The organism is Microbacterium sp. NPDC089698 (genome assembly GCF_044749045.1).
Lineage (GTDB): Bacteria > Actinomycetota > Actinomycetes > Actinomycetales > Microbacteriaceae > Microbacterium.
On the sequence record NZ_JBIVHE010000001.1, the window covers coordinates 1219427 to 1237694 of the forward strand.

At 71.4% G+C, this 18268-nt stretch carries 16 protein-coding genes; 8 read left to right on the forward strand and 8 right to left on the reverse strand.

The window, feature by feature from the left end; genetic code table 11:
* Positions 1–154: 154 nt before the first annotated feature.
* Complete coding sequence (locus tag ACIPY5_RS05720; RefSeq protein WP_400967714.1) at positions 155–1483, forward strand: amidohydrolase; 1329 nt, start codon at positions 155–157, stop codon at positions 1481–1483.
* Positions 1484–1642: 159 nt separating this feature from the next.
* On the opposite strand, the gene ACIPY5_RS05725 is transcribed toward ACIPY5_RS05720, so the two are convergent.
* The 7 genes from ACIPY5_RS05725 to ACIPY5_RS05755 form a co-directional block, all read right to left on the reverse strand.
* Positions 1643–2626: a methyltransferase dimerization domain-containing protein gene (locus ACIPY5_RS05725; protein WP_400967717.1), complete on the reverse strand. Its 984-nt coding sequence runs from the start codon at positions 2624–2626 to the stop codon at positions 1643–1645.
* An 81-nt stretch (positions 2627–2707) separates the two neighbouring features.
* A complete protein-coding gene (locus tag ACIPY5_RS05730; RefSeq protein WP_400967720.1) occupies positions 2708–3433 on the reverse strand; it encodes an alpha/beta fold hydrolase in 726 nt (241 codons plus the stop codon).
* 46 nt (positions 3434–3479) lie between these two features.
* Positions 3480–4067, reverse strand: coding sequence for a TetR/AcrR family transcriptional regulator (locus ACIPY5_RS05735; protein WP_309338569.1), 588 nt, complete (start codon positions 4065–4067; stop codon positions 3480–3482).
* A 68-nt stretch (positions 4068–4135) separates the two neighbouring features.
* A complete protein-coding gene (locus ACIPY5_RS05740) occupies positions 4136–4969 on the reverse strand; it encodes an ATP-binding cassette domain-containing protein (protein ID WP_400967724.1) in 834 nt (277 codons plus the stop codon).
* Complete coding sequence (locus ACIPY5_RS05745; RefSeq protein WP_400967727.1) at positions 4966–6780, reverse strand: dipeptide/oligopeptide/nickel ABC transporter permease/ATP-binding protein; 1815 nt, start codon at positions 6778–6780, stop codon at positions 4966–4968. The genes ACIPY5_RS05740 and ACIPY5_RS05745 overlap by 4 nt, the downstream gene beginning before the upstream one ends.
* Positions 6777–7718: an ABC transporter permease gene (locus ACIPY5_RS05750; RefSeq protein WP_400967730.1), complete on the reverse strand. Its 942-nt coding sequence runs from the start codon at positions 7716–7718 to the stop codon at positions 6777–6779. The genes ACIPY5_RS05745 and ACIPY5_RS05750 overlap by 4 nt, the downstream gene beginning before the upstream one ends.
* An 81-nt stretch (positions 7719–7799) precedes the next feature.
* The gene (locus tag ACIPY5_RS05755; protein ID WP_309338583.1) at positions 7800–9332 is read right to left on the reverse strand and encodes an ABC transporter substrate-binding protein; all 1533 of its coding nucleotides are present in this window, start codon (positions 9330–9332) and stop codon (positions 7800–7802) included.
* 331 nt (positions 9333–9663) lie between these two features.
* Between ACIPY5_RS05755 and ACIPY5_RS05760 the strand changes: the two genes are divergently transcribed.
* On the forward strand, positions 9664–11115 hold the full coding sequence (locus ACIPY5_RS05760) for a DUF222 domain-containing protein (protein WP_400967734.1): 1452 nt from the start codon (positions 9664–9666) through the stop codon (positions 11113–11115).
* A gap of 14 nt (positions 11116–11129) precedes the next feature.
* Here ACIPY5_RS05760 and ACIPY5_RS05765 read toward each other — a convergent pair whose 3' ends face one another.
* Entirely contained in the window at positions 11130–12086 is a 957-nt protein-coding gene (locus ACIPY5_RS05765) for an aldo/keto reductase (RefSeq protein WP_400967737.1), read from the reverse strand.
* 88 nt (positions 12087–12174) lie between these two features.
* On the opposite strand from ACIPY5_RS05765, the gene ACIPY5_RS05770 reads away from it, so the two are divergent.
* From ACIPY5_RS05770 to ACIPY5_RS05795, 6 genes are read left to right on the forward strand one after another with little or no spacing between them, the layout of a single operon-like run.
* Positions 12175–12894, forward strand: coding sequence for an SDR family NAD(P)-dependent oxidoreductase (locus ACIPY5_RS05770; RefSeq protein WP_400967740.1), 720 nt, complete (start codon positions 12175–12177; stop codon positions 12892–12894).
* 52 nt (positions 12895–12946) lie between these two features.
* Positions 12947–14047: a zinc-binding dehydrogenase gene (locus ACIPY5_RS05775; RefSeq protein WP_400967743.1), complete on the forward strand. Its 1101-nt coding sequence runs from the start codon at positions 12947–12949 to the stop codon at positions 14045–14047.
* Positions 14048–14055: 8 nt separating this feature from the next.
* On the forward strand, positions 14056–15030 hold the full coding sequence (locus ACIPY5_RS05780; RefSeq protein WP_400967746.1) for an aldo/keto reductase: 975 nt from the start codon (positions 14056–14058) through the stop codon (positions 15028–15030).
* Between the two features lie 30 nt (positions 15031–15060).
* The gene (locus ACIPY5_RS05785; protein ID WP_400967749.1) at positions 15061–16065 is read left to right on the forward strand and encodes an alpha/beta hydrolase; all 1005 of its coding nucleotides are present in this window, start codon (positions 15061–15063) and stop codon (positions 16063–16065) included.
* Entirely contained in the window at positions 16065–17069 is a 1005-nt protein-coding gene (locus ACIPY5_RS05790) for an alpha/beta hydrolase (RefSeq protein ID WP_400967752.1), read from the forward strand. The genes ACIPY5_RS05785 and ACIPY5_RS05790 overlap by 1 nt, the downstream gene beginning before the upstream one ends.
* Positions 17066–18268, forward strand: coding sequence for a multidrug effflux MFS transporter (locus ACIPY5_RS05795; protein WP_400967755.1), 1203 nt, complete (start codon positions 17066–17068; stop codon positions 18266–18268). Before ACIPY5_RS05790 ends, ACIPY5_RS05795 begins: the two co-directional genes overlap by 4 nt.

The following is an 18268-nucleotide window of genomic DNA, read 5'->3' on the forward strand; positions in this document are numbered from 1 at the left end:
GCGGCTCGGGCTCGCCCGACCGATCCGGGCGGCAAGAATCGGGCTTCTTTGCGCCTCGCACAAGGCAGGCACGCACCTCTCGGCGCAGCGCCTGCACACCGCCGCGGATTCGCTTCCTCGAAGGGGCGATCTATTCGTCTACACTGGTGGAATAATGAACCAGACACCGCTCGGCGACGACGCCGATCTCCTCCTGCACGGCGGACGGATCCACACCCTCGACGCGCAGGGGACGACGACCGGCGCTCTCGCCGTCCGATCCGGCCGCATCCTCGCCCTCGGGGCCGATGCGCTCCGGATGCACGCGACCGAGACGGTCGACCTCGACGGGCGCACCGCGATCCCCGGCGTCAACGACGCGCACCTGCACGCGGCCTGGCTGGGGGCGCGCTGGCCGCACCTGTTCTTCTCGGCCACGCCCCCGTCCGAGCAGCCGACGGGCGCGCTCGTCCGCACCGCCGACGAGCGTCGCGCCGCGCTGCGGAACGCCTGGACCCTGCTCGCCGAACTCGGCATCACGAGCTACACCGAGCCGGGCATCGGTCCGGGCGAGGATGCCGGCGAGACCGGCTGCTTCGGCACCGCGATGATGGACGCCTACCTCGCCCTGCACCGCGAGAAGGCGCAGACGGCACGCGTGACGCTCCTGCGCCTGTTCGGCACGCTGGACGGATCCGCGGAGCTCGATGACTTCGAACGCGGCATCCGCACCCCGGTCCCTGCCACGGATCCGCACTGGCTGGCGGTGACCGGGGTGAAGATCTTCGCGGACGGGATCCCCCCGATGACGACCTCCTGGGTGAGCGAGCCCTACCCCGACGGCTCCTCGGGAGAGCTGCTGCCACAGAGCGCGGACGGGGCGCTGCACGCCTACCGGCGCATGATCGCGATCGCACTCGAGCGCGGCGAGCAGATCGCGGTGCACGCGACCGGCGACCGGTCGATCGAGGAGTTCCTGCGCGTCCTCGAGGAGCACCCCGGATCCCTCGGCACGGCGCCGCACTACGTCGTGCACGCCGACCTCGCGAGCCCCGCGCAGATCGAGCGGATGCGCGCGATCGGTGCCGGCTTCGCGGTGCAGCCGCTCATCGCCGAGCACACCAGGGACTGGGCCGGTCTGCAGCTCGGACCCGAGCGCACCGCCGCCGCCTGGCCGCTCGGCGAGATGCTCGCCTCCGGAGTGCTCACCACGATCACGAGCGACGCCCCGATCGCCACGCCGGACTGGCGCATCGGACTGGACGCGTCGCTCGCCCTCCTCGGCCGCGACGACGCCGGCACCCGCGAGCAGCTGCTTCGCCGGGTGACGATCGATCCGGCCCGCCAGGACGGCGCCGCCGCGTGGAAGGGCTCGCTCGAGATCGGCAAGGTCGCGGACATCACCGTGCTGGACGAGGATCCCGCCGAACCCGGCCGTCCGTTCGCCGGCATCGGTATCGCCCGCACGATCGTCGACGGCCGGACGGTGTTCGCGCGGGGGTGAGCGCGGGGGTGAGCTGGCCCTGGGCCGGATCCCCGCACGCGCGAAAGGGGCGGGCGACGTGTCCGCTCGTCGCCCGCCCCTGGATCCGGTCACGTCCGCGAGAACCGGATCCGATGCGTCACGGTCGACCTCGGAGAGGGGCCGACCGCGACGCCGTCCTCACACCGCCGTGGCGATGAGCACCCGGGGGCTCGCCGGGAGCGCGACCTTCTCGCGCACCTCCCACCCCGCGTCGGCCAGCCAGCCGCGCACCTGCGCCTCGGGATAGACGACCGTGCCGTCGATCACGAGGTACTCCCCCGCGTGCAGCGCGTCGATCCCGCGCTGCGAGGCGTCGTCGTCGAGGAAGAAGTCGAGCACCGTGAGCGTCGCGCCGGGTACCGCCGCGGCCCGGAGGTTGCGGAAGATCTGCGCGTTCTCCTCCGCCGAGAAGCGGTGGATCACATGGTTCGCGAGCACTGCGTCGTAGGCGCCCTGCGGCTGAGCGGTCGCGGTGTCGCCGGTCTCGACCGTCGCGCGGTCGGCGACGCCCGCCGCCTCGACCGCTTCCGCCACGCCGCCCTCGAACCCGGGCGCGTACAGGAACGTGGTGCGCAGACCGGTGTTGCGCTTCATCGCCTCCAGGGCGAATCCGGCGGACAGCCCGCCGAAGTCGAGAACGTCGGTGGCCGCGGAGAGGTCGACGAGGCGGCCGAACTCCTGCGCGTGCAGGGCGTTGTAGGTCATGACGCCCGCCATGAACGTGCCCCAGCGCGCGTCGTCCATCTGCAGATCGCCCGGCTCGGTCGTGTCGACCGTGCGCCCGAACTGCAGCCAGTGCGGGTAGCTGATCTCGCCGAGGAACGTGAGGAACGGCGCCAGGTCGAGCGCCGATCCCTCCCCCGCCAGATAGGCGGCGGCGTCGGGCTCGAGCGCATAGCGGCCGTCCGCGCGCGCAAGGAGGCCCTTGCCCGCCATGGCATCGGCGAGGATCTGCGCGATGCGCTCGCTCACGCCCGTGCGCTCCGCGATCGCGGGGACGGTGTCGGCGCCCGCGGCGATCGCGGAGAACAGGCCGATCCTGCTCGCCTCGAACAGCTGCTTCGAGGCCATGTAGCCGGTCGCGATGTCCAGGATGCGCGCGGCGTCGGGGGTCGTCGTCATGAGTGTGCCTTTCGTGGGTGGTAAGTCTACGTTTGTAGGAAGAAAAAGACAGGAGTGGACCGTCGGACTCGGGACCCGGGCTCAGTCCTCGGTGAGGAAGTCCGCGACGGCGGCGCGGAACTCCGGCGCGTGCAGCGCGGCCAGGTGGTCGCCGGGCACCCGCACGACGCGGGAGTCCGGCACGGCGGCGGCGAGCGCATCGATGCCCTGCGCCATCGGATCCTCCACCCCGCCGAGCAGCAGCACGGGCTGCGACGGCGCACCGGCGGCCGGATCGAACGGTCCCGACGCGAGGCCCTCGATGAGATCGAGCAGCGCCTCCGGACGGTTGCCGGGCAGCGTCGTCATGCCCAGGATCATGCCCGTGATCGGATCCTCCGGCGAAGGTCCTCCGGCGAGCGCGGCACGCGCCGCAGGCAGGTCGACCAGCGCGAACGGCTCCATCGGGCTGAGCCCGCCGAGCGCCACGCGGCGCACGGCCACTCCGGGATGGCCGGCGAGCGCCCAGGCCAGACGCGCGCCCAGGGAGTAGCCGACGACGTCGATCTCCTCCCCCGGGAGGACGTCGGCGACGGCCCGTGCGAGCAGGTCGACGATCCCCGCCGTCGCGAGCACTCCCGGTGCGGCGCTGTCGCCGTGCGCGGGCAGATCCACGCGCAGGACGGGGCGGTCCGTGAGTACGGGATCCCACTCGGCGGCCGGCCAGTCGAGCCGGGCGCGCGAGGCGAGGCCGTGCAGGAGCAGGACCGGACGGCCGGTCCCCTCCCTGTGGCTGACGGACAGGGCGATCTCGGGTGCGCCGGTCATCGGGCGCCCTCCTCTCGATGAAGCGTGGAGGCTGCCCGGGGTCCGGTCAGCGCAGCCGCGCGAGGAACTGGTCGATGTAGGCCTGGTAGTCGGGGATGCGGTCGCCCTCCGGATACATGAGGTTGATCACGGTGGCGCCCACGGCCGAGGAGATGTACTCGTTCGCGAGCGGGGCGAAGTCCTGATCGCGGATCGCGCCCTCGTCGCGGGCCGCCTCCATCCGCTCCACGAGCGACGCGCGCCAGGAGCGCAGATGGCTGCGGTACAGCTCCGCCAGCTGCTCGTTCGACATCGCGTACTCCCAGAGGGCGAGGAGCACCCGGCCCGCCGCGATCTGCTCCGGGTCGCGCGGGACCGTCGCCTCGAGGAATCCGCGCAGCGCGGCCTCGGCGGTCTCCGGGGCCGATCCGGCCTCCTGCACGCCCTCCGACATCTGCGCGAGGATCGTCTCGAACGTCGCCGCGACGATGCTCTCCTTGCCCGGGAAGTAGTGCTTCAGGGCGCCGTTCGCGAAGCCCGCCTCCGCAGCGATGCTGCGCATGGTCGCCGCTTCGAACCCGCCCTTGAGGATGATCCCCTTGGCGACCTCGACGATCTCCCGACGACGCTGATCGTGATCGATGATCTTCGGCATGGGTTCCTTCCGACGTGGCGTCCGGCGACGGCGCGCACCGGGGCGCGGCCGTGCGGAATCGCTGCCTGCTACCGTACCGGGGCATCCGCGGCCTCGCGCAGCGCCAGCCATTCGGCACGGCGCGTCCTCTGCTTCACGGGGTCGGCGACCGGAGAGGCCAGGCGCAGGCGCTCGGCGTAGGGGTGCCGCGGCGACCGCGTGATCTGCTCGCCCGCTCCGGTCTCGACGATCTCGCCGCGGTACATCACGGCGACCCGGTGGCACACCCGGCGGACGACGCCCAGGTCGTGCGAGACGAACAGGTAGGACACGCCCGTGTCGCGCTGCAGCTCGATGAAGAGGTCGAGGATCGTCGCCTGCGTGGTGAGGTCGAGCGCGCTGACGGGCTCGTCGCACACGATCAGGCGCGGCCGCCGCACGAGCGCCCTCGCGATCGCGACGCGCTGGCGCTGCCCGCCGGAGAACTCGCTCGGGTAGCGGTCCATCGCGGTCTCCGGAAGACGCACCCGGTCGAGCATCTCCCGCACGCGCTCCTGGGCCTCGGCGCCGCCCAGTCCGCTCGTCAGGAGCGGCTCGGACAGGATCTCGCCGATCGTCATCGCGGGGTTCAGGGATCCGTACGGATCCTGGAACACGACCTGCACGTCGTCGGCCAGCGCACGGCGTCCGGCCCGGCCGAGCGCGGTGATGTCCTTCCCGTCGAAGCGGATGCTGCCGCCGGTCACGGGCGCGAGGCCGAGGATGGCCTTGCCGAGCGTGGACTTGCCGGATCCGGACTCACCCACCAGGCCCATGCACTCCCCCGGCGCGACGTCGATCGAGACGCCGTGCAGGGCGCGGAACGCCTTGCGGCCGTGGCCGTACTCGACGACCAGATCCTGCACCTCGAGCAGCGCGGTCATGCGCGCACCTCCGTCGTGTCCGTCGTGCTCGTCGTGCTCGCGGCATCGGCGTCGAGCTCCGCCCGCCCCGCGGCATCGTCGAGCGATGCGGCGATGAGCTCGCGGGTATAGGGCTGCTGCGGGTGCGCGAACAGCGGATCCACGTCGCCCTGCTCGACGATCTCCCCGCCGCGCATCACGATCACGCGATCGCAGATGTCGGCGACGACGCCGAAGTTGTGCGTGACGATGAGCAGCGCCATGCCGTACTCCTGCTGCAGCTCGCGCAGCAGTTCGAGCACCTCGGCTTGCACCGTCACGTCGAGCGCGGTCGTGGGCTCGTCCGCCACGAGGATCGAGGGACGGCCGGAGATCGCGCCGGCGATGAGCACGCGCTGCGCCATGCCGCCGGAGACCTGGTGCGGATAGCTGCGCAGGACCCGGTCCGGATCCGCGAGTCCCACGCGCAGGAGCACCTCGCGTGCGCGGGCCTTCGCATCGGCGGCGCTCATCCCGTGCACGCGGCGCAGCGGCTCCACGAGCTGGTGGCCGATCGTGTACGACGGGTCGAGGTTGCTCATCGGCTCCTGCGGCACATAGCCCAGCTCGCGCCCGAGCAGCGCCTGGCGCTGCTTCGGCGTCGCGGTCGTGACGTCCTGTCCGGCGATGCGGATCGCGTCTGCGGTGCTCGCGCCGCTGGCGGGCAGCAGATCGAGCACCGAGAACACGGTCTGCGACTTGCCGGATCCGGACTCGCCCACGATGCCGACGACCTCGCCGGGGGCGACGTCGAGCGTCACGCCGTGCACGACCTCGACGACGCCGTTCGGGGTGGCGTGACTGACCCGCAGATTCTCCACACGCAGCGCCGAGCCCTCCGCGGTGTGCCGGACGGTTCCGGTCGCGGGCGCCGTCTCGTCGGCCGCGGCCGCTGAGGCACCGCGCCGGCGGCGCAGCCGCGGAGTGCGCACCTGGGCGAGCTCGGCGAGCGTCGAGCCCATGATCGCGAGGACGGCGATCGTGAGGCCGAGCGCGACCGAGGGCCAGAGCAGCATGAGCGGGTACGTGAGCATGAGGCGGAAGCCCTCGAGCATCATCGCGCCCCAGCTGGGCACGTTCGAGTCGCCGATCCCGAGGAACTGCAGGCCCGCCTGCATGCCCATCGCCATGCCCGCCGTGAGCGCGGTCTGGATGATGACGGGCGGGTAGACGGCCTTGACCACGTGCCGGGAGATGATCCGCGCGTCGGAGAGGCCCGAGACCCGCGCCGCGTCGATGTACGGCTCCTCGCGCACGGTGAGCGTCTGCGACCGGGCGATGCGGAAGTAGCCGGGGACCATGAAGACGCCGACCGTGACCATGAGCAGCTCGAAGTTGTTGCGGCTGCCGGCGGCGACGACCAGCAGGATGATCATGCCGGGGATCGACTGCAGCGCATCGCTCACCCACATCGCGACCCGGTCGAACGCACCGCGGAAGTAGCCCGCGGCGACGCCCGTGGGGACGCCGATCACGACGGCGGTGACGATCGTGATGAGCGCGCCCCAGATCGTGATGCGGGTGCCGTAGATGAGACGGCTGAGGATGTCGCGGCCGGTCGAGTCGGCGCCGAGCAGGTGCGCGGCGGAGGGCGGCGCCTTGGCGGCGGCCAGGTCGACGAAGTTCGGATCCATCGGCGCGAGCAGCGGCGCGAACACGCCCACGAGCACGATGAGGACGAAGATCGCGAGCGGGATGAAGCCGCCCGGGTGTCGGAGGAACCGGCGGAACAGGCCGGAGCGGCGGCGCTGCCTGGCGCGATCGAACGCGACGCGGATGTCGGTGGTGGTCATGCGACGCGCACCTTCGGGTTGATCCAGCCGAGCACGAGGTCGAGCAGGAGGTTGATGATCACGACGAAGACGATCGACACCACCGTGATGCCGAGGAGCATCGGGATGTCGCCGTTCTGCGAGGACTGGTTGGTCAGCTGCCCGATGCCGGGGAGGCTGAAGATCTGCTCCACCACGATCGCGCCGCTGAGCAGTCCGACGAACATGAGGGCGATCACGGTGAGCGCCGCGGGCGAGGCGTTGCGCAGGATGTGCAGGTTGACCCGGGTCGCGGACAGCCCGCGGCTGCGGAGCGTGCGCACCCAGTCCTGCCGGCTCTGCGCGATCACGGCGTTGCGCAGCTGCTCCGACACCGCGACCACGCCGCCGAGCGCGAGCGAGATCGCGGGAAGCGTGAGCGAGCGGATCCACCCGTCGAAGGACTGCGACGGCTGCACGTAGCCGACCGCGGGGAACCACTTCAGCTGCACCGCGAACCACATCACGAGCACGAGGCTGACCCAGAAGCCGGGGAGGGCGAAGAGGACGACCGAGAGGCCCTTGAGGATCCGGTCGAACCACGTGCCCGGCCGCAGGCCCGTGATCATGCCGAAGGCGATGCCGAGCACGGCGGTGATGAGCGTCGCGAAGGTGACGACGGAGAGGGTGACCGGGACCTTGATCGCGAGCTGGGCGCCCACGGGCTGGAAGTTCCGCCACGAGGTGCCGAAGTCCCCCGTGAGGAGGTGCGAGAACCAGTCCCAGAACTGGACCAGCAGCGGACGGTCGATGCCGATCTTCGTCGCGAGCGCCGCCTGCTGGGCGGGGCTCGCCGTGGTGCCGAGGAGGGCGGCGGTCGGATCCTTGATCGCGAGGTGGGCGAGGAAGAACGTCGCGATCGAGACGACCACGAGCAGCACGATGCCGGACAGCAGCCGCTTCGCGGTGAACAGGAGCATGGGAGCCTCTCGGGAGGGCGGGCGGTGGAGGACCGGTCGTCGAGCGCGTGGCGGTCGCTCGACGACCGGTCCGGAGGGGCGTCAGCCCTTGGTGATGTAGCGCAGGGTCGGGAACATCATGCCGACGATCGGCTGCACCTTGATGCCCTGGACGCTGTAGAAGGTGTTCTTCGCCTGGTACCAGACGGACCACCAGGCCTGATCGACGAGGGCCTTGTTGAGCTCCTTGATCGCGGCGGTCTGGTCGGCGCCCTTGGACTCCTGGACCTTCTTCACGAGCGGCGCGAGGACCGTGTTGCTCGCGTAGTCGGGGTTCGGGTTGAACCACTGCTTGCTCGTGACCTGGCGCTGCACGGTCGCGACGTCGTTGCCGTCCATCGCGAGGAACGAGATGAACATCGGGTAGTTCGGCGCGTTCGTCTGGTAGTCGGGCATCTGCATGTTGTCCCAGGTGACCTTGACGCCGATCGCCGTCAGCGCCTGCTCGGCGGAGGGCTTCCACATCTCGAACACGGGCGACATCGGCATCGAGATGCTGAAGCCGTCGGCGTAGCCGGCCTTGGCCAGCAGGTCCTTCGCCTTGGCGACGTCGTACGCGTAGGTCTTGTTGAGCGACGGGTCGTTGACGTCGCCGCCGTCGGGGAAGACCTGGTTGGTCGCGACGCCTGCGCCGTTGCCGACGGCCTTGAGGACCGCGGCGCCGTCGAAGGCGTAGTTCAGCGCCTGGCGCACCTCGACGCTGCCGAGCGGCTTGCTCTTCGCCCCGGTGTGGTCGGTGATCACGAGGCCGGCCCAGCCGGACACCCGATCGGCGGTGTTCCAGCCCTGCTGGTCGGCCTGGGACTGGTTGGCGACGTCGCCGTACTCGAGGTTGATCTGGCCGCTGAGCATCGCGTTGTGCCGTGCCGTGGCGTCCTGGATCGGGAAGATCGCGAGGTTCGAGAAGGCGTAGGTCTTGGCGTCCCAGTGGTCCTTCACCTTGGTGAAGTGGTACTCGCTGCCCGCGACGCTCTTGGTGCTGTCCAGCACGTACGGGCCGGATCCGATCGGATCCTTGCCGAGCGTGCCGGCCGCGATCGCCTTGGGCGACATGATGTAGCTGCGGCCGAGGCCCATCAGGTACAGGATCGTGTCGTCGCGCTGGGTCAGCGTGACCTCGACCGTGTGGTCGTCCTTCGCGGTGATCGCGGAGACGTTCGTGTACGCCTCACCCGAGCGCGCACCCGCCTTGAGGTACTCGAGGCTCTTCACGACGGCGTCCGCGTCGACCTTCGACCCGTCCGAGAACTTCCCGTCGGTGCGGAGGTCGAAGTCGATGGTCTTGTCATCGCCGGACACGGTCCACTTGGTGGCGAACGACGGGACCGGCTTGCCGTCCTTGTCGAGGGCGACCAGGGTGTCGTAGACGGCGGAGAGGTACGGCCCGTCGAAGCCGATGTCGGCCAGGGACGGATCCCAGGACGTGACGTCCAGGAAGTTGCCGATGTTGAGGTCGTCCGGCGCGTTCGCGGCGGCGCCGTCGCTCGCCTGCGTGGCGCCTGCGCCGCCGGAGCAGCTGGTGAGGGCGAGGACCGCGGCCACAGCCGCGGCGATCGCGAGGGGCACTCGTTTCATGGTTCCTTCTCTCGGTGCGGGTTTGGGGAAGAAGGTTCGAAGAGCCTTCGGCCGCGCTCTCGAGGGAGCCTCACCGACGTCACTTCGATGTGTCGTGCGTTTAGTCTACATGCGTGGAAAAAGAGCGCAAGCCCTGTTTCTCGACGAGGCCGGCCACAGGACCCTCCGGACTTGCCATGGAGCGCGCAGGGCCTGTCTCGTCGCGCACAGCTGCTGCTTCGCGGCCGTCGTTCGTCCTCCACAGTCTGGTGTTGCGTGGGGTTGTCCCCGGTTTGGGAATTCTGGGTTGATCTGGGGTTCGAATGTCGGTGGTGGCGAGGAGGATGGGGGTATGAGGACGTTGGATGCGATCGCGGCGCTGATCCCGACCCTGGCCGGGCGGATCGGTTCGGGTGCGGGCGCGTCCGACGTGCAAGTGGTGATCGAGGGGCTGGACGATGCCGGGGCGGTGGCGGTGCTCCGTGAGGCGGGTGAGGTCGGCCGGCTGGTGGAGCAGGTGCAGGTGCTCTGCGCCGGGGTGATCGCCCGCCGCTCCACCCGGGACGCAGGGCATTCCGGGTTGGCGCAGGCGCGCGGACACCGGTCCGCGACCTCCCTGGTGCAGGAACTCGGCGGGATGACGAAGGGCGAAGCGGCGCGGCAAGTGCGGGTCGGGGAAGCACTCCTCGAAGACGAGGGAGACTCAGACGGTGCGAGCGCGAGTGCGCCGGAGGCGGGCACGCAGGGTGAGCCCGCGACCACGGAGTGGCGGGAGGTGTTGAGGGACGGGTTGCGGTCCGGGGTGGTGACGTCGGCGCAGTTCGACGCGATCCGCCGCGGACTGGGCGACCCACCCGACGACGCCGGCGATGCGTGGGCGCACGCCGCCGCACAACTCATCGACGAAGCAGGGCGGCGGACCGTGGAAGAACTCGCCGCCGCCGCACGCACGATCCGGGATCTCCTCGACCCCGACGGGGCGGAGGCGAGGTTCCTGGCCCGGTTTGAGAAGCGGGCGTTCCGGACCTGGTTCGACCAGGACGGACAGCGTCGGGCATCGATCGCGTTCGATGACGAAGGCGGCGCGTTCCTGGACACGATCTTCAACGCCGCGTTGCGGCCCCGTCGGGGCGGGCCCCGGTTCGTCGGCCCCGAGGAGAAGGCGTCCGCGGCGGAGTTGTCGGCGGATCCGCGCACCAACGACCAGCTGTCCTACGACCTGCTCCTCGATCTCGTTCGTGCCGGGGCGCTCGCCGACCCGACCGCCGTGTTCGGCACCCGGCAGGCCGGCATCCGGCTCGTGCAGCAGGTCGCGGTGGACGGTTCGCTGGCACCGGTCGCGGTCACCGAAGACGGACTCACCGCCCTCCCCGCCACGATCGCGGAACGGCACATCTGCGAAACCGGAACCATCCCCGTCACGGTCGACGCCTGCGGGAACCCCCTCGATGTGGGCCGCGAATCACGGCTCTTCACGCCGACGCAGCGCATCGCCCTCGCGATCCGGGACGGCGGATGCCGGTGGACGGGGTGCGACCGACCCGCGTCCTACTGCGAAGCCCACCACATCGACCATTGGACCCGAGACCACGGACACACGAACATCGACCGTGGCATCCTGCTCTGCCGGTTCCACCACATGCAACTCCACCACGCAGGCTGGCACATCACCCGCGACCGGAAACACGACTTCGTCCTCCACCATCCCGACGGACAACAATCCGTGCTGCACCCGCGACTCCCGCTCCGCTACGCCTGGGGCGACATCGACCCACCACCCAAACGATTCCGACCCGCCGTCTGAGGGCGCGCCACAGCTCACCACGACCCGTCGTCGTTGACGGCGGCGTCGGCCTGCAGCCCGGCAAGAGCCTCGCGCACCTCCGCGCCGTGCTCCGCGACCAGCGCGAGCGCCGCGTGGTTCTGTTCCAACTGCTCGATCCGCGACGCCCCGAACAGCACGTTCGCCGCGGCGGGATGCGTGAGGCAGAAGGCGATCCCGAGCGCGGCCGGCGTCACGCCGAAGCCTTCGGCGATGCGGGCGACCTCGGGATAGAGCGCGAGGATCCGCTCGCGGATGCCGCCGACATCGGCGCCGATCTTCCGCTGCGGCGCGAGGCCGGTCGCGAGGATGCCGCCCTCGAACACGTCGGACGCCTGCAGGGTGAGCGTGCCGTCGGCGAAGAGCGGCCCGTACGACCTCCCCTCGGCCATCGCCCGACGCGCGATGCCGTACTTGAGCTGCGCGAAGGACGGCCCGACGAGACCGCCCGCCGCCGCGGCATCCTGCGCAGCCCTCGTGTGGCCGATCCGCCAGTTGTTGATCCCCCACCCGTCGACGAGGCCTTCGGCGATGAGCTCGTTCACGTCGGCGACGAGGCGGACGACGTCGGGCTCGGCCAGGTAGTCGCCCACCACGAGGGTGTCGAAGCGCTCCAGGCCGGCACGCTCGAGGCTCTCCGTCAGCTGCGCGCGGAAGGACTGGTTCGGCCAGTCCCACAGCCAGAGCTTGCCGCACAGCACGATCTCGTCCCGCGCGACCCCGCTCGCCCGCAGCGCCTCACCGAACAGGATGTCGGTCCGGGAGTTCTCCGCGTGCGGACCCATGTTGTAGTACGCGACGTCGAAGAACCCGGCATCGAGCTCGACGGCACGGCGGATCATCGTCACGGCGTCGTCGGGATCCATCCGGTCCCAGGTGTTCCACGACCCCAGGGCGAGCGGCGGGACGGCGATCGGGCCGAGGGATCTGCGAGGGTTCGTCGGCGCTGACATGGGTGCTCCTTGGGGTGAGATCGAATCGGGTTGCTTTTTTCTATGCTTGTAGAATATAACGGAGATGCCCCGTCAGAGAGGACGTGAGATGACCATCTCCCCCCGCCGCATTCTCGTCACCGGAGGAGCCTCCGGGCTCGGCCGCGGCATCGCCGCCGCCTTCCGCACCGCCGGGGACGAGGTGATCATCGGCGACGTCAACGCCGAGGCCGCAACCGCCGTGGCGGCCGAACTCGGAGCCACGGCCATCGCACTCGACATCTCCGATCCCGACTCCGTCTCGGCCGCCGGCTCCGCACTCGGCCGCATCGACGTGCTGGTGAACAACGCCGGCGTCGTGCTCGGCGGCGGCACCCAGCAGCAGGTGCCGCTCGAGGTCTTCGACACGGCCGTGGCCGTGAACATCCGCGGCACGTTCCTCATGCTCCGCGAGTTCGCACCCCGCCTGCCCGACGGAGGCGCGATCGTGAACACGTCCTCGATCGGCGGACGCCAGCCCACGCCCGGCATGGGTCACTACGAGATGACCAAGGCCGCCGTCGACGCGATGACCCGCACCGCGGCGATCGAGCTCGCGGGTCGCCGCATCCGCGTGAACGCGGTCGCCCCCGGCCCGATCCTCACCCCGCTCACGGCGGGCTTCGCCACCGACCCGCAGGCGCGCGCCGCATGGGAGGCCCGGATCCCGCTCGGCACGATCGCCGAGGTCGAGCAGGTCGCCCCTCTCGTCGTGTTCCTCGCGAGCGACGCCGCGAGCCACATCACCGGCGTCTCCGTGCCCGTCGACGGCGGCCAGCTGCTCGTCTGACCCATCGACACGCTCAGGGACCGATCACCCATCCGATCCGGAAAGGATCCGCATGACCCTCCCCACCGCCACCCGCGCGGCCGTGCTGACCGAGCACGGCGCACCGCTCACCCTGCAGGACCTGCCCCTCCCCGCAGAGGTCGCCCCCGGCGCCGCCCTCGTGCGGATCGCGTGCTCGACGCTGTGCGGCACCGACATCGAGATCTGGGAAGGACGGATGACCTTCCCCGGCATGCTGCCGATGGTGCTCGGCCACGAGATGGTCGGCGAGATCGTCGCCCTCGGCGAGGGCACCGTGGACGCGCTCGGCCGCCCGCTCGCGGTCGGCGACCGGATCGGCTGGTCCGAGTCGACGTGCGGCGAATGCTACGGCTGCGTCGTGCTGCGCGAGCCCGTGCACTGCTCCCGCCGCGGCTACGGCTTCCTGCAGCGCTCCGACGTGCCGCCCTACGCGACCGCAGGTCTGTCCGAGTACGCCTACGTCACCCCCGGCGCGGCCAAGCTGCTGCTGCCTGACGCGGTCAAGGACACCTGGGCCTCGATGGCCGGCTGCGCCGCGAAGACCGTGCTGCGGGCGTTCGAGCGCGGCGGGCGGATCCGGCCCGGCTCCACGGTCGTCGTGCAGGGCGCGGGCGCGCTCGGCATCTTCGCGACCGCCGTGGCGAAGATCTCGGGCGCAGGGCGCGTGATCACGGTCGGCGCCCCCGCGGCCCGGCTCGAGCTCGCGGCGCGCTTCGGCGCCGACGCCGTGGTGGACTTCCGCGAAGGTCCCGTCGTCGCGCAGATCATGGAGCTCACGGACGGTCGCGGCGCGGACCACGTGTTCGACTTCGCCGGCGCCCCGAGCGTCGGGCCGGACGCCGTCGGGATGGCCGCGCAGCGCGGCACCGTCGTGATCGTCGGATCCACCGGACCGGTCGGCGACGCCTTCCCGGTGAGCGCCCTCATGGGCAAGGAGCTGACCATGGTCGGCTCGCTCAACGGCGACATCGCCGACTACGCCCGCTCGATCGACTTCTTCCAGGCCTTCGCCGGCCGCTTCCCGTGGGACGACCTGTTCAGCGCCCCGGTCGGGCTCGCCCAGGCCTCGGCGAAGATCGCGAACATGCACCAGCTCGATGAGGTCAAGGCCGTCATCGACCCCCGACTGTGAGGACCGCCATGACGAGGACCAGCACGACCACCGCACTTCCCCAGCGCGAGATCGGCACGAGCGGCATCCCCGCGTCGCTGTTCTCGCTCGGGTCCTGGCACACCTACGACCGCATGGACTTCGGCGACGCCACGGCCATGCTCCGCGAGGCCGTGGACCGGGGCGTGAACCTCTTCGACGTCGGCGTCTACACCGGTCCCGGCATGCCCCCGGCCTTCACCGACGTCATCTTCAGCGCCATGGTGCGCGCCGCGGGACTGCGGCGCGACGAGTGGCTGCTGTCCTCGAAGCTGTGGCTCGAGGCGTTCGGCGCCGACGGCTTCCGCCCGCAGCTGGGGAACGCGCTGTTCCGGGTCGGCGTCGAGCACGCGGATCTCGTGATCCTCGGAGATCTGCGCCGGGACGACCTGGAGCTGCGCGACCTCGTGCTCGATCTCGCCGACCTCGCGGACCGCGGGCTCATCCGCGCCTGGGGCGTGAACAACTGGTCGGCGACCTCGATCCAGACGCTCATCGACCTCGCCGCGGCCGAGGGCGTCCCCGGCCCGCAGATCGCGCAGCTGAAGTACAGCGTCTCGCGCCGGTCCATCCCCGACGGCGCACCTTTCGCGCGCCTGTGGGAGCAGGGCCTGACGCTGCAGGCCTCGGATTGCCTGGAGGGCGGCGTGCTCGCCGGAAAAGTGAACGGCGACCGGCAGATCGGCCGGGATCCGGGCGACATCCGGCAGCGCATCATCGACGACGTGCCGGCGTTCACGGCTCTCGCCGAGTCGCTCCGGGTCGCCCCGGCACAGCTCGGGATCGCGTTCACGCTCACCCACCCCGCCCTGACCACGACGCTGTTCGGCGCGTCGAGCATCGCCCAGCTGCGCGCGAACCTCGACGCGGCGGCGCTCGTCGACCGGATCGGCGCCGCGGAGCTCCGCCGGCTCGTCGAGCCGTTCTGGGCCGATCGCGACGCGGTCGATCCCGAAGGCCCCTGACCCGTCCCCCGAAGAGAAGGAATTCATCGCATGACCGTCACCGCCGCCGGCCGCCCGACCGTCGCCCCCGTCCCCTTCGATCCCGAGGTGCAGCTCGTCCTCGACGCGATCGCACAGAACCCGCAGCCCGCCCTCACCCGGGAGACGCTCCCCCGCGAGGGCACCGACACGATGTTCCCCGACAACGACACCGTGATCGCCGGAAGGGCGATCGAGTGGGAGGACCGGATCATCCCCGGCCCCGCCGGCGCGCCGGACATCGAGGTCACGATCTTCCGGCCGCGCGCGTCCGCCGACGGGACCACGGGTCAGCGCCGTGCCGCATACCTGAACATCCACGGCGGCGGGCAGATCGTCGGCCATCGCAGCTGGGAGACCGGACGCGTGGTCGACATCGTGGCGGAGCACGGCGTGGTCGCCGTCAACGTCGAGTACCGGCTCGCACCGGAGCATCCCTCCCCCGCGGGGCTCGAGGACTGCTACGCGGCACTGCTCTGGCTACACGCGCACGCCGCGGATCTCGGCGTGGATCCCGACCGGATCATCGTCGGCGGAGGCAGCGCGGGCGGCTGCCTCGCCGCCGGCGTGGCCCTCCTCGCCCGGGACCGGCGCGGACCCGACCTCGCGGGCCAGCTGCTGCTCTGCCCCATGCTCGACAACACCAACACGACCGTGTCGAGCCTGCAGTACGACGGGATCGGCACCTGGCAGCGCGAGGCGAACCTGCTCGCCTGGTCGTGCCTGCTCGGCGACGAGCTCGCGTACAGCGCCGAGGCCTCCGGCTACGCCGCGCCCGCGCACGCCGCCGACGTCTCCGGCCTCGCCCCGGCGTTCATCGAGGTCGGGGAGGCGGAGATGTTCCGCGACGAGGACACCCAGTACGCGCTGCGGATCTGGGCCACCGGCGGTCAGGCCGAGCTGCACGTCTGGGGCGGCGGAGCGCACGGCTTCGACATGTACATGCCCGAAGCCGAGATCTCGCGGGCGGCGCTCGCCGCGCGGGCGAGCTGGCTGCGCCGCATCTGGGGCGCCTGATGACCGGTGTCCCCGCGACCGGATCCGTCGTCGTCCCCGTCCCCTACGACCCGGAGCTCGTCGACGGCCTCGCGGCGTTCCTCGACCTGGTCGAGATCATCCCGCTGCGCGCCGACACGATCCTGCAGAACCGCGCCCACTTCGCGACGATCATCCCGCCCATGGCGGTGCAGGCGGAGGGCAGGGCCGTGACCTGGGAGGACCGCACGATCCCCGGCCCCGCCGGCGCCCCGGACGTCGAGGTCACGATCGTGCGCCCCGCCGTCCTGACCGCGGATCCCGCTCCCGCCGTGCTCTCGATCCACGGCGGCGGCATGGTGCTCGGCACGCGCTTCTTCGGCACGCCGGAGCTCATCGACCTCGCCGAGCGGCACGGCGTCGTGGGGGTCGCCATGGAGTACCGCCTCGCACCGGAGCACCCCGGTCCCGCGCAGGCGGAGGACTGCTATGCGGCGCTCCTGTGGATGGCCGCGCACGCCGACGAGCTCGGCATCGACCCGGAGCGGATCCTCGCATCGGGGCAGAGCGCCGGTGGCGGGCTCTCCGCGGCGGTGGCGCTGCTGGCGCGCGACCGGAACGGCCCGCGCCTGGCCGGACAGCTGCTCGGCTGCCCCATGCTCGACGACCGCAACGAGACCGTGTCGGCCCGCCAGTACGACGGCATCGGCGCCTGGGACCGCAACAACAACGACACCGCGTGGACCGCGATCGCGGGCGCCGACCGGTTCACCGACCGGGTCTCGCCCTACACCGCTCCGGCCAGGGCGACCGATCTCTCCGGACTCCCCCCGGCGTACATCGAGGTGGGGGCGGCCGAGACGTTCCGCGACGAGGCCGTCGAGTTCGCCTCCCGCATCTGGGCGACAGGCGGCCAGGCAGAGCTGCATGTCTGGGGCGGCGGCTATCACGGCTTCCACGGGTTCTCCCCCGACGCCGTGGTCTCCGTGGCCGCGAACGCGGCACGGGAGAGCTGGCTACGCCGCGTGCTGCGTCTCGGCGGATGAGCGGCGTGATCGCCCGCCCGCGCATGGGCACGCTGCGCGCGATGCTCGTGCTCGGGCTGCTGGAGGCGTTCGGCCCGCTCTCGATGGACCTCTACCTGCCGCAGCTGCCGCAGCTCGCGACGGCGCTCGGCACGAGCGACGCGCTCGCACAGACCACGATGTCGGCGTGCATGGTGGGCCTCGGACTCGGCCAGCTCGCCGCAGGGCCGCTGAGCGACCGCTTCGGCCGGCGCCGGCCGCTGATCGTCGGCGTCTCCGCGTTCGCCGTGCTGTCGCTCGTGTGCGCGCTCGCCCCGGGGATCGAGGTGCTGCTGATCGCCCGTTTCCTGCAGGGCCTGGCCGGATCCGCCGGCATCGTGATCTGCCTCGCCGTCGCGCGGGATCAGTTCGCGGGCGCGGACCTCAGCCGCATGCTGTCGCTGCTGTTCCTCGTCTCCGGCGCCGCCCCCGTCGTCGCGCCCGTCGTGGGCGGCCAGCTCGCACGGATCATGGACTGGCGCGGCATCTTCGGCGTGCTCGCCGGCATCGGCGTCGCGCTGGTGCTGGTCGTGATCTTCGCGCTGCCCGAGACGCTGGAGCCCGCGGACCGGCACGCGGGCGGCATCCGCGCGCTGGGCGCGCACGCGGGCGCCGTCCTGCGGGATCGCCTCTTCGTCGCGGTGCTCTGCGCGGGAGCCGGCGGCGGCGTGGCGTTCTTCACCTACCTGTCGCTCACGTCCTTCGTGCTGCAGGACGAGTTCGGGCTGGATCCGCAGGGGTTCAGCCTCGCCTTCGCGCTCGGCGCGCTCGCCAACATCGCCGGCAGCCAGGCGAGCCGGCTGGTGGTGCGCCGCGTCGGCCCGCTGCGCGTCTACCTGCTGGGGATCACGGCGACGGCGATCGCGACCGCCGTGCTCGCAGCGCTCGTGCTCCTCGGGGCGGGTGTGTGGGGCGTCGCCGGCGCGCTCGTCGGATTCATGCTGTGCGCCGGGCTGGGCGGGCCGAACTCGTCGACGCTCGCGCTCGCCCACCACGGCGCCCGCGCCGGCACGGCGTCGGCGCTGCTGGGCATGTCGACGTTCCTGGTGGGCCCGCTGCTGTCTCCGATCGCCGTCGGCATCGGTGGTGCGAACGCGGTGACGATGGGCGTCACGATGGCCGCCGCAGCCCTGGTCGCCGCCCTGGTCGCCTGGTTCGCCGTGCGCCCCGCAGCCCGCTAG

Excerpts from the sequence above, each read along its gene's own strand:
- ACIPY5_RS05720 (WP_400967714.1), top strand. The coding sequence starts at position 155 with ATGAACCAGACACCGCTCGGCGACGACGCCGATCTCCTCCTGCACGGC.
- ACIPY5_RS05725 (WP_400967717.1), bottom strand. The coding sequence starts at position 2,626 with ATGACGACGACCCCCGACGCCGCGCGCATCCTGGACATCGCGACCGGC.
- ACIPY5_RS05730 (WP_400967720.1), bottom strand. The coding sequence starts at position 3,433 with ATGACCGGCGCACCCGAGATCGCCCTGTCCGTCAGCCACAGGGAGGGG.
- ACIPY5_RS05735 (WP_309338569.1), bottom strand. The coding sequence starts at position 4,067 with ATGCCGAAGATCATCGATCACGATCAGCGTCGTCGGGAGATCGTCGAG.
- ACIPY5_RS05740 (WP_400967724.1), bottom strand. The coding sequence starts at position 4,969 with ATGACCGCGCTGCTCGAGGTGCAGGATCTGGTCGTCGAGTACGGCCAC.
- ACIPY5_RS05745 (WP_400967727.1), bottom strand. The coding sequence starts at position 6,780 with ATGACCACCACCGACATCCGCGTCGCGTTCGATCGCGCCAGGCAGCGC.
- ACIPY5_RS05750 (WP_400967730.1), bottom strand. The coding sequence starts at position 7,718 with ATGCTCCTGTTCACCGCGAAGCGGCTGCTGTCCGGCATCGTGCTGCTC.
- ACIPY5_RS05755 (WP_309338583.1), bottom strand. The coding sequence starts at position 9,332 with ATGAAACGAGTGCCCCTCGCGATCGCCGCGGCTGTGGCCGCGGTCCTC.
- ACIPY5_RS05760 (WP_400967734.1), top strand. The coding sequence starts at position 9,664 with ATGAGGACGTTGGATGCGATCGCGGCGCTGATCCCGACCCTGGCCGGG.
- ACIPY5_RS05765 (WP_400967737.1), bottom strand. The coding sequence starts at position 12,086 with ATGTCAGCGCCGACGAACCCTCGCAGATCCCTCGGCCCGATCGCCGTC.
- ACIPY5_RS05770 (WP_400967740.1), top strand. The coding sequence starts at position 12,175 with ATGACCATCTCCCCCCGCCGCATTCTCGTCACCGGAGGAGCCTCCGGG.
- ACIPY5_RS05775 (WP_400967743.1), top strand. The coding sequence starts at position 12,947 with ATGACCCTCCCCACCGCCACCCGCGCGGCCGTGCTGACCGAGCACGGC.
- ACIPY5_RS05780 (WP_400967746.1), top strand. The coding sequence starts at position 14,056 with ATGACGAGGACCAGCACGACCACCGCACTTCCCCAGCGCGAGATCGGC.
- ACIPY5_RS05785 (WP_400967749.1), top strand. The coding sequence starts at position 15,061 with ATGACCGTCACCGCCGCCGGCCGCCCGACCGTCGCCCCCGTCCCCTTC.
- ACIPY5_RS05790 (WP_400967752.1), top strand. The coding sequence starts at position 16,065 with ATGACCGGTGTCCCCGCGACCGGATCCGTCGTCGTCCCCGTCCCCTAC.
- ACIPY5_RS05795 (WP_400967755.1), top strand. The coding sequence starts at position 17,066 with ATGAGCGGCGTGATCGCCCGCCCGCGCATGGGCACGCTGCGCGCGATG.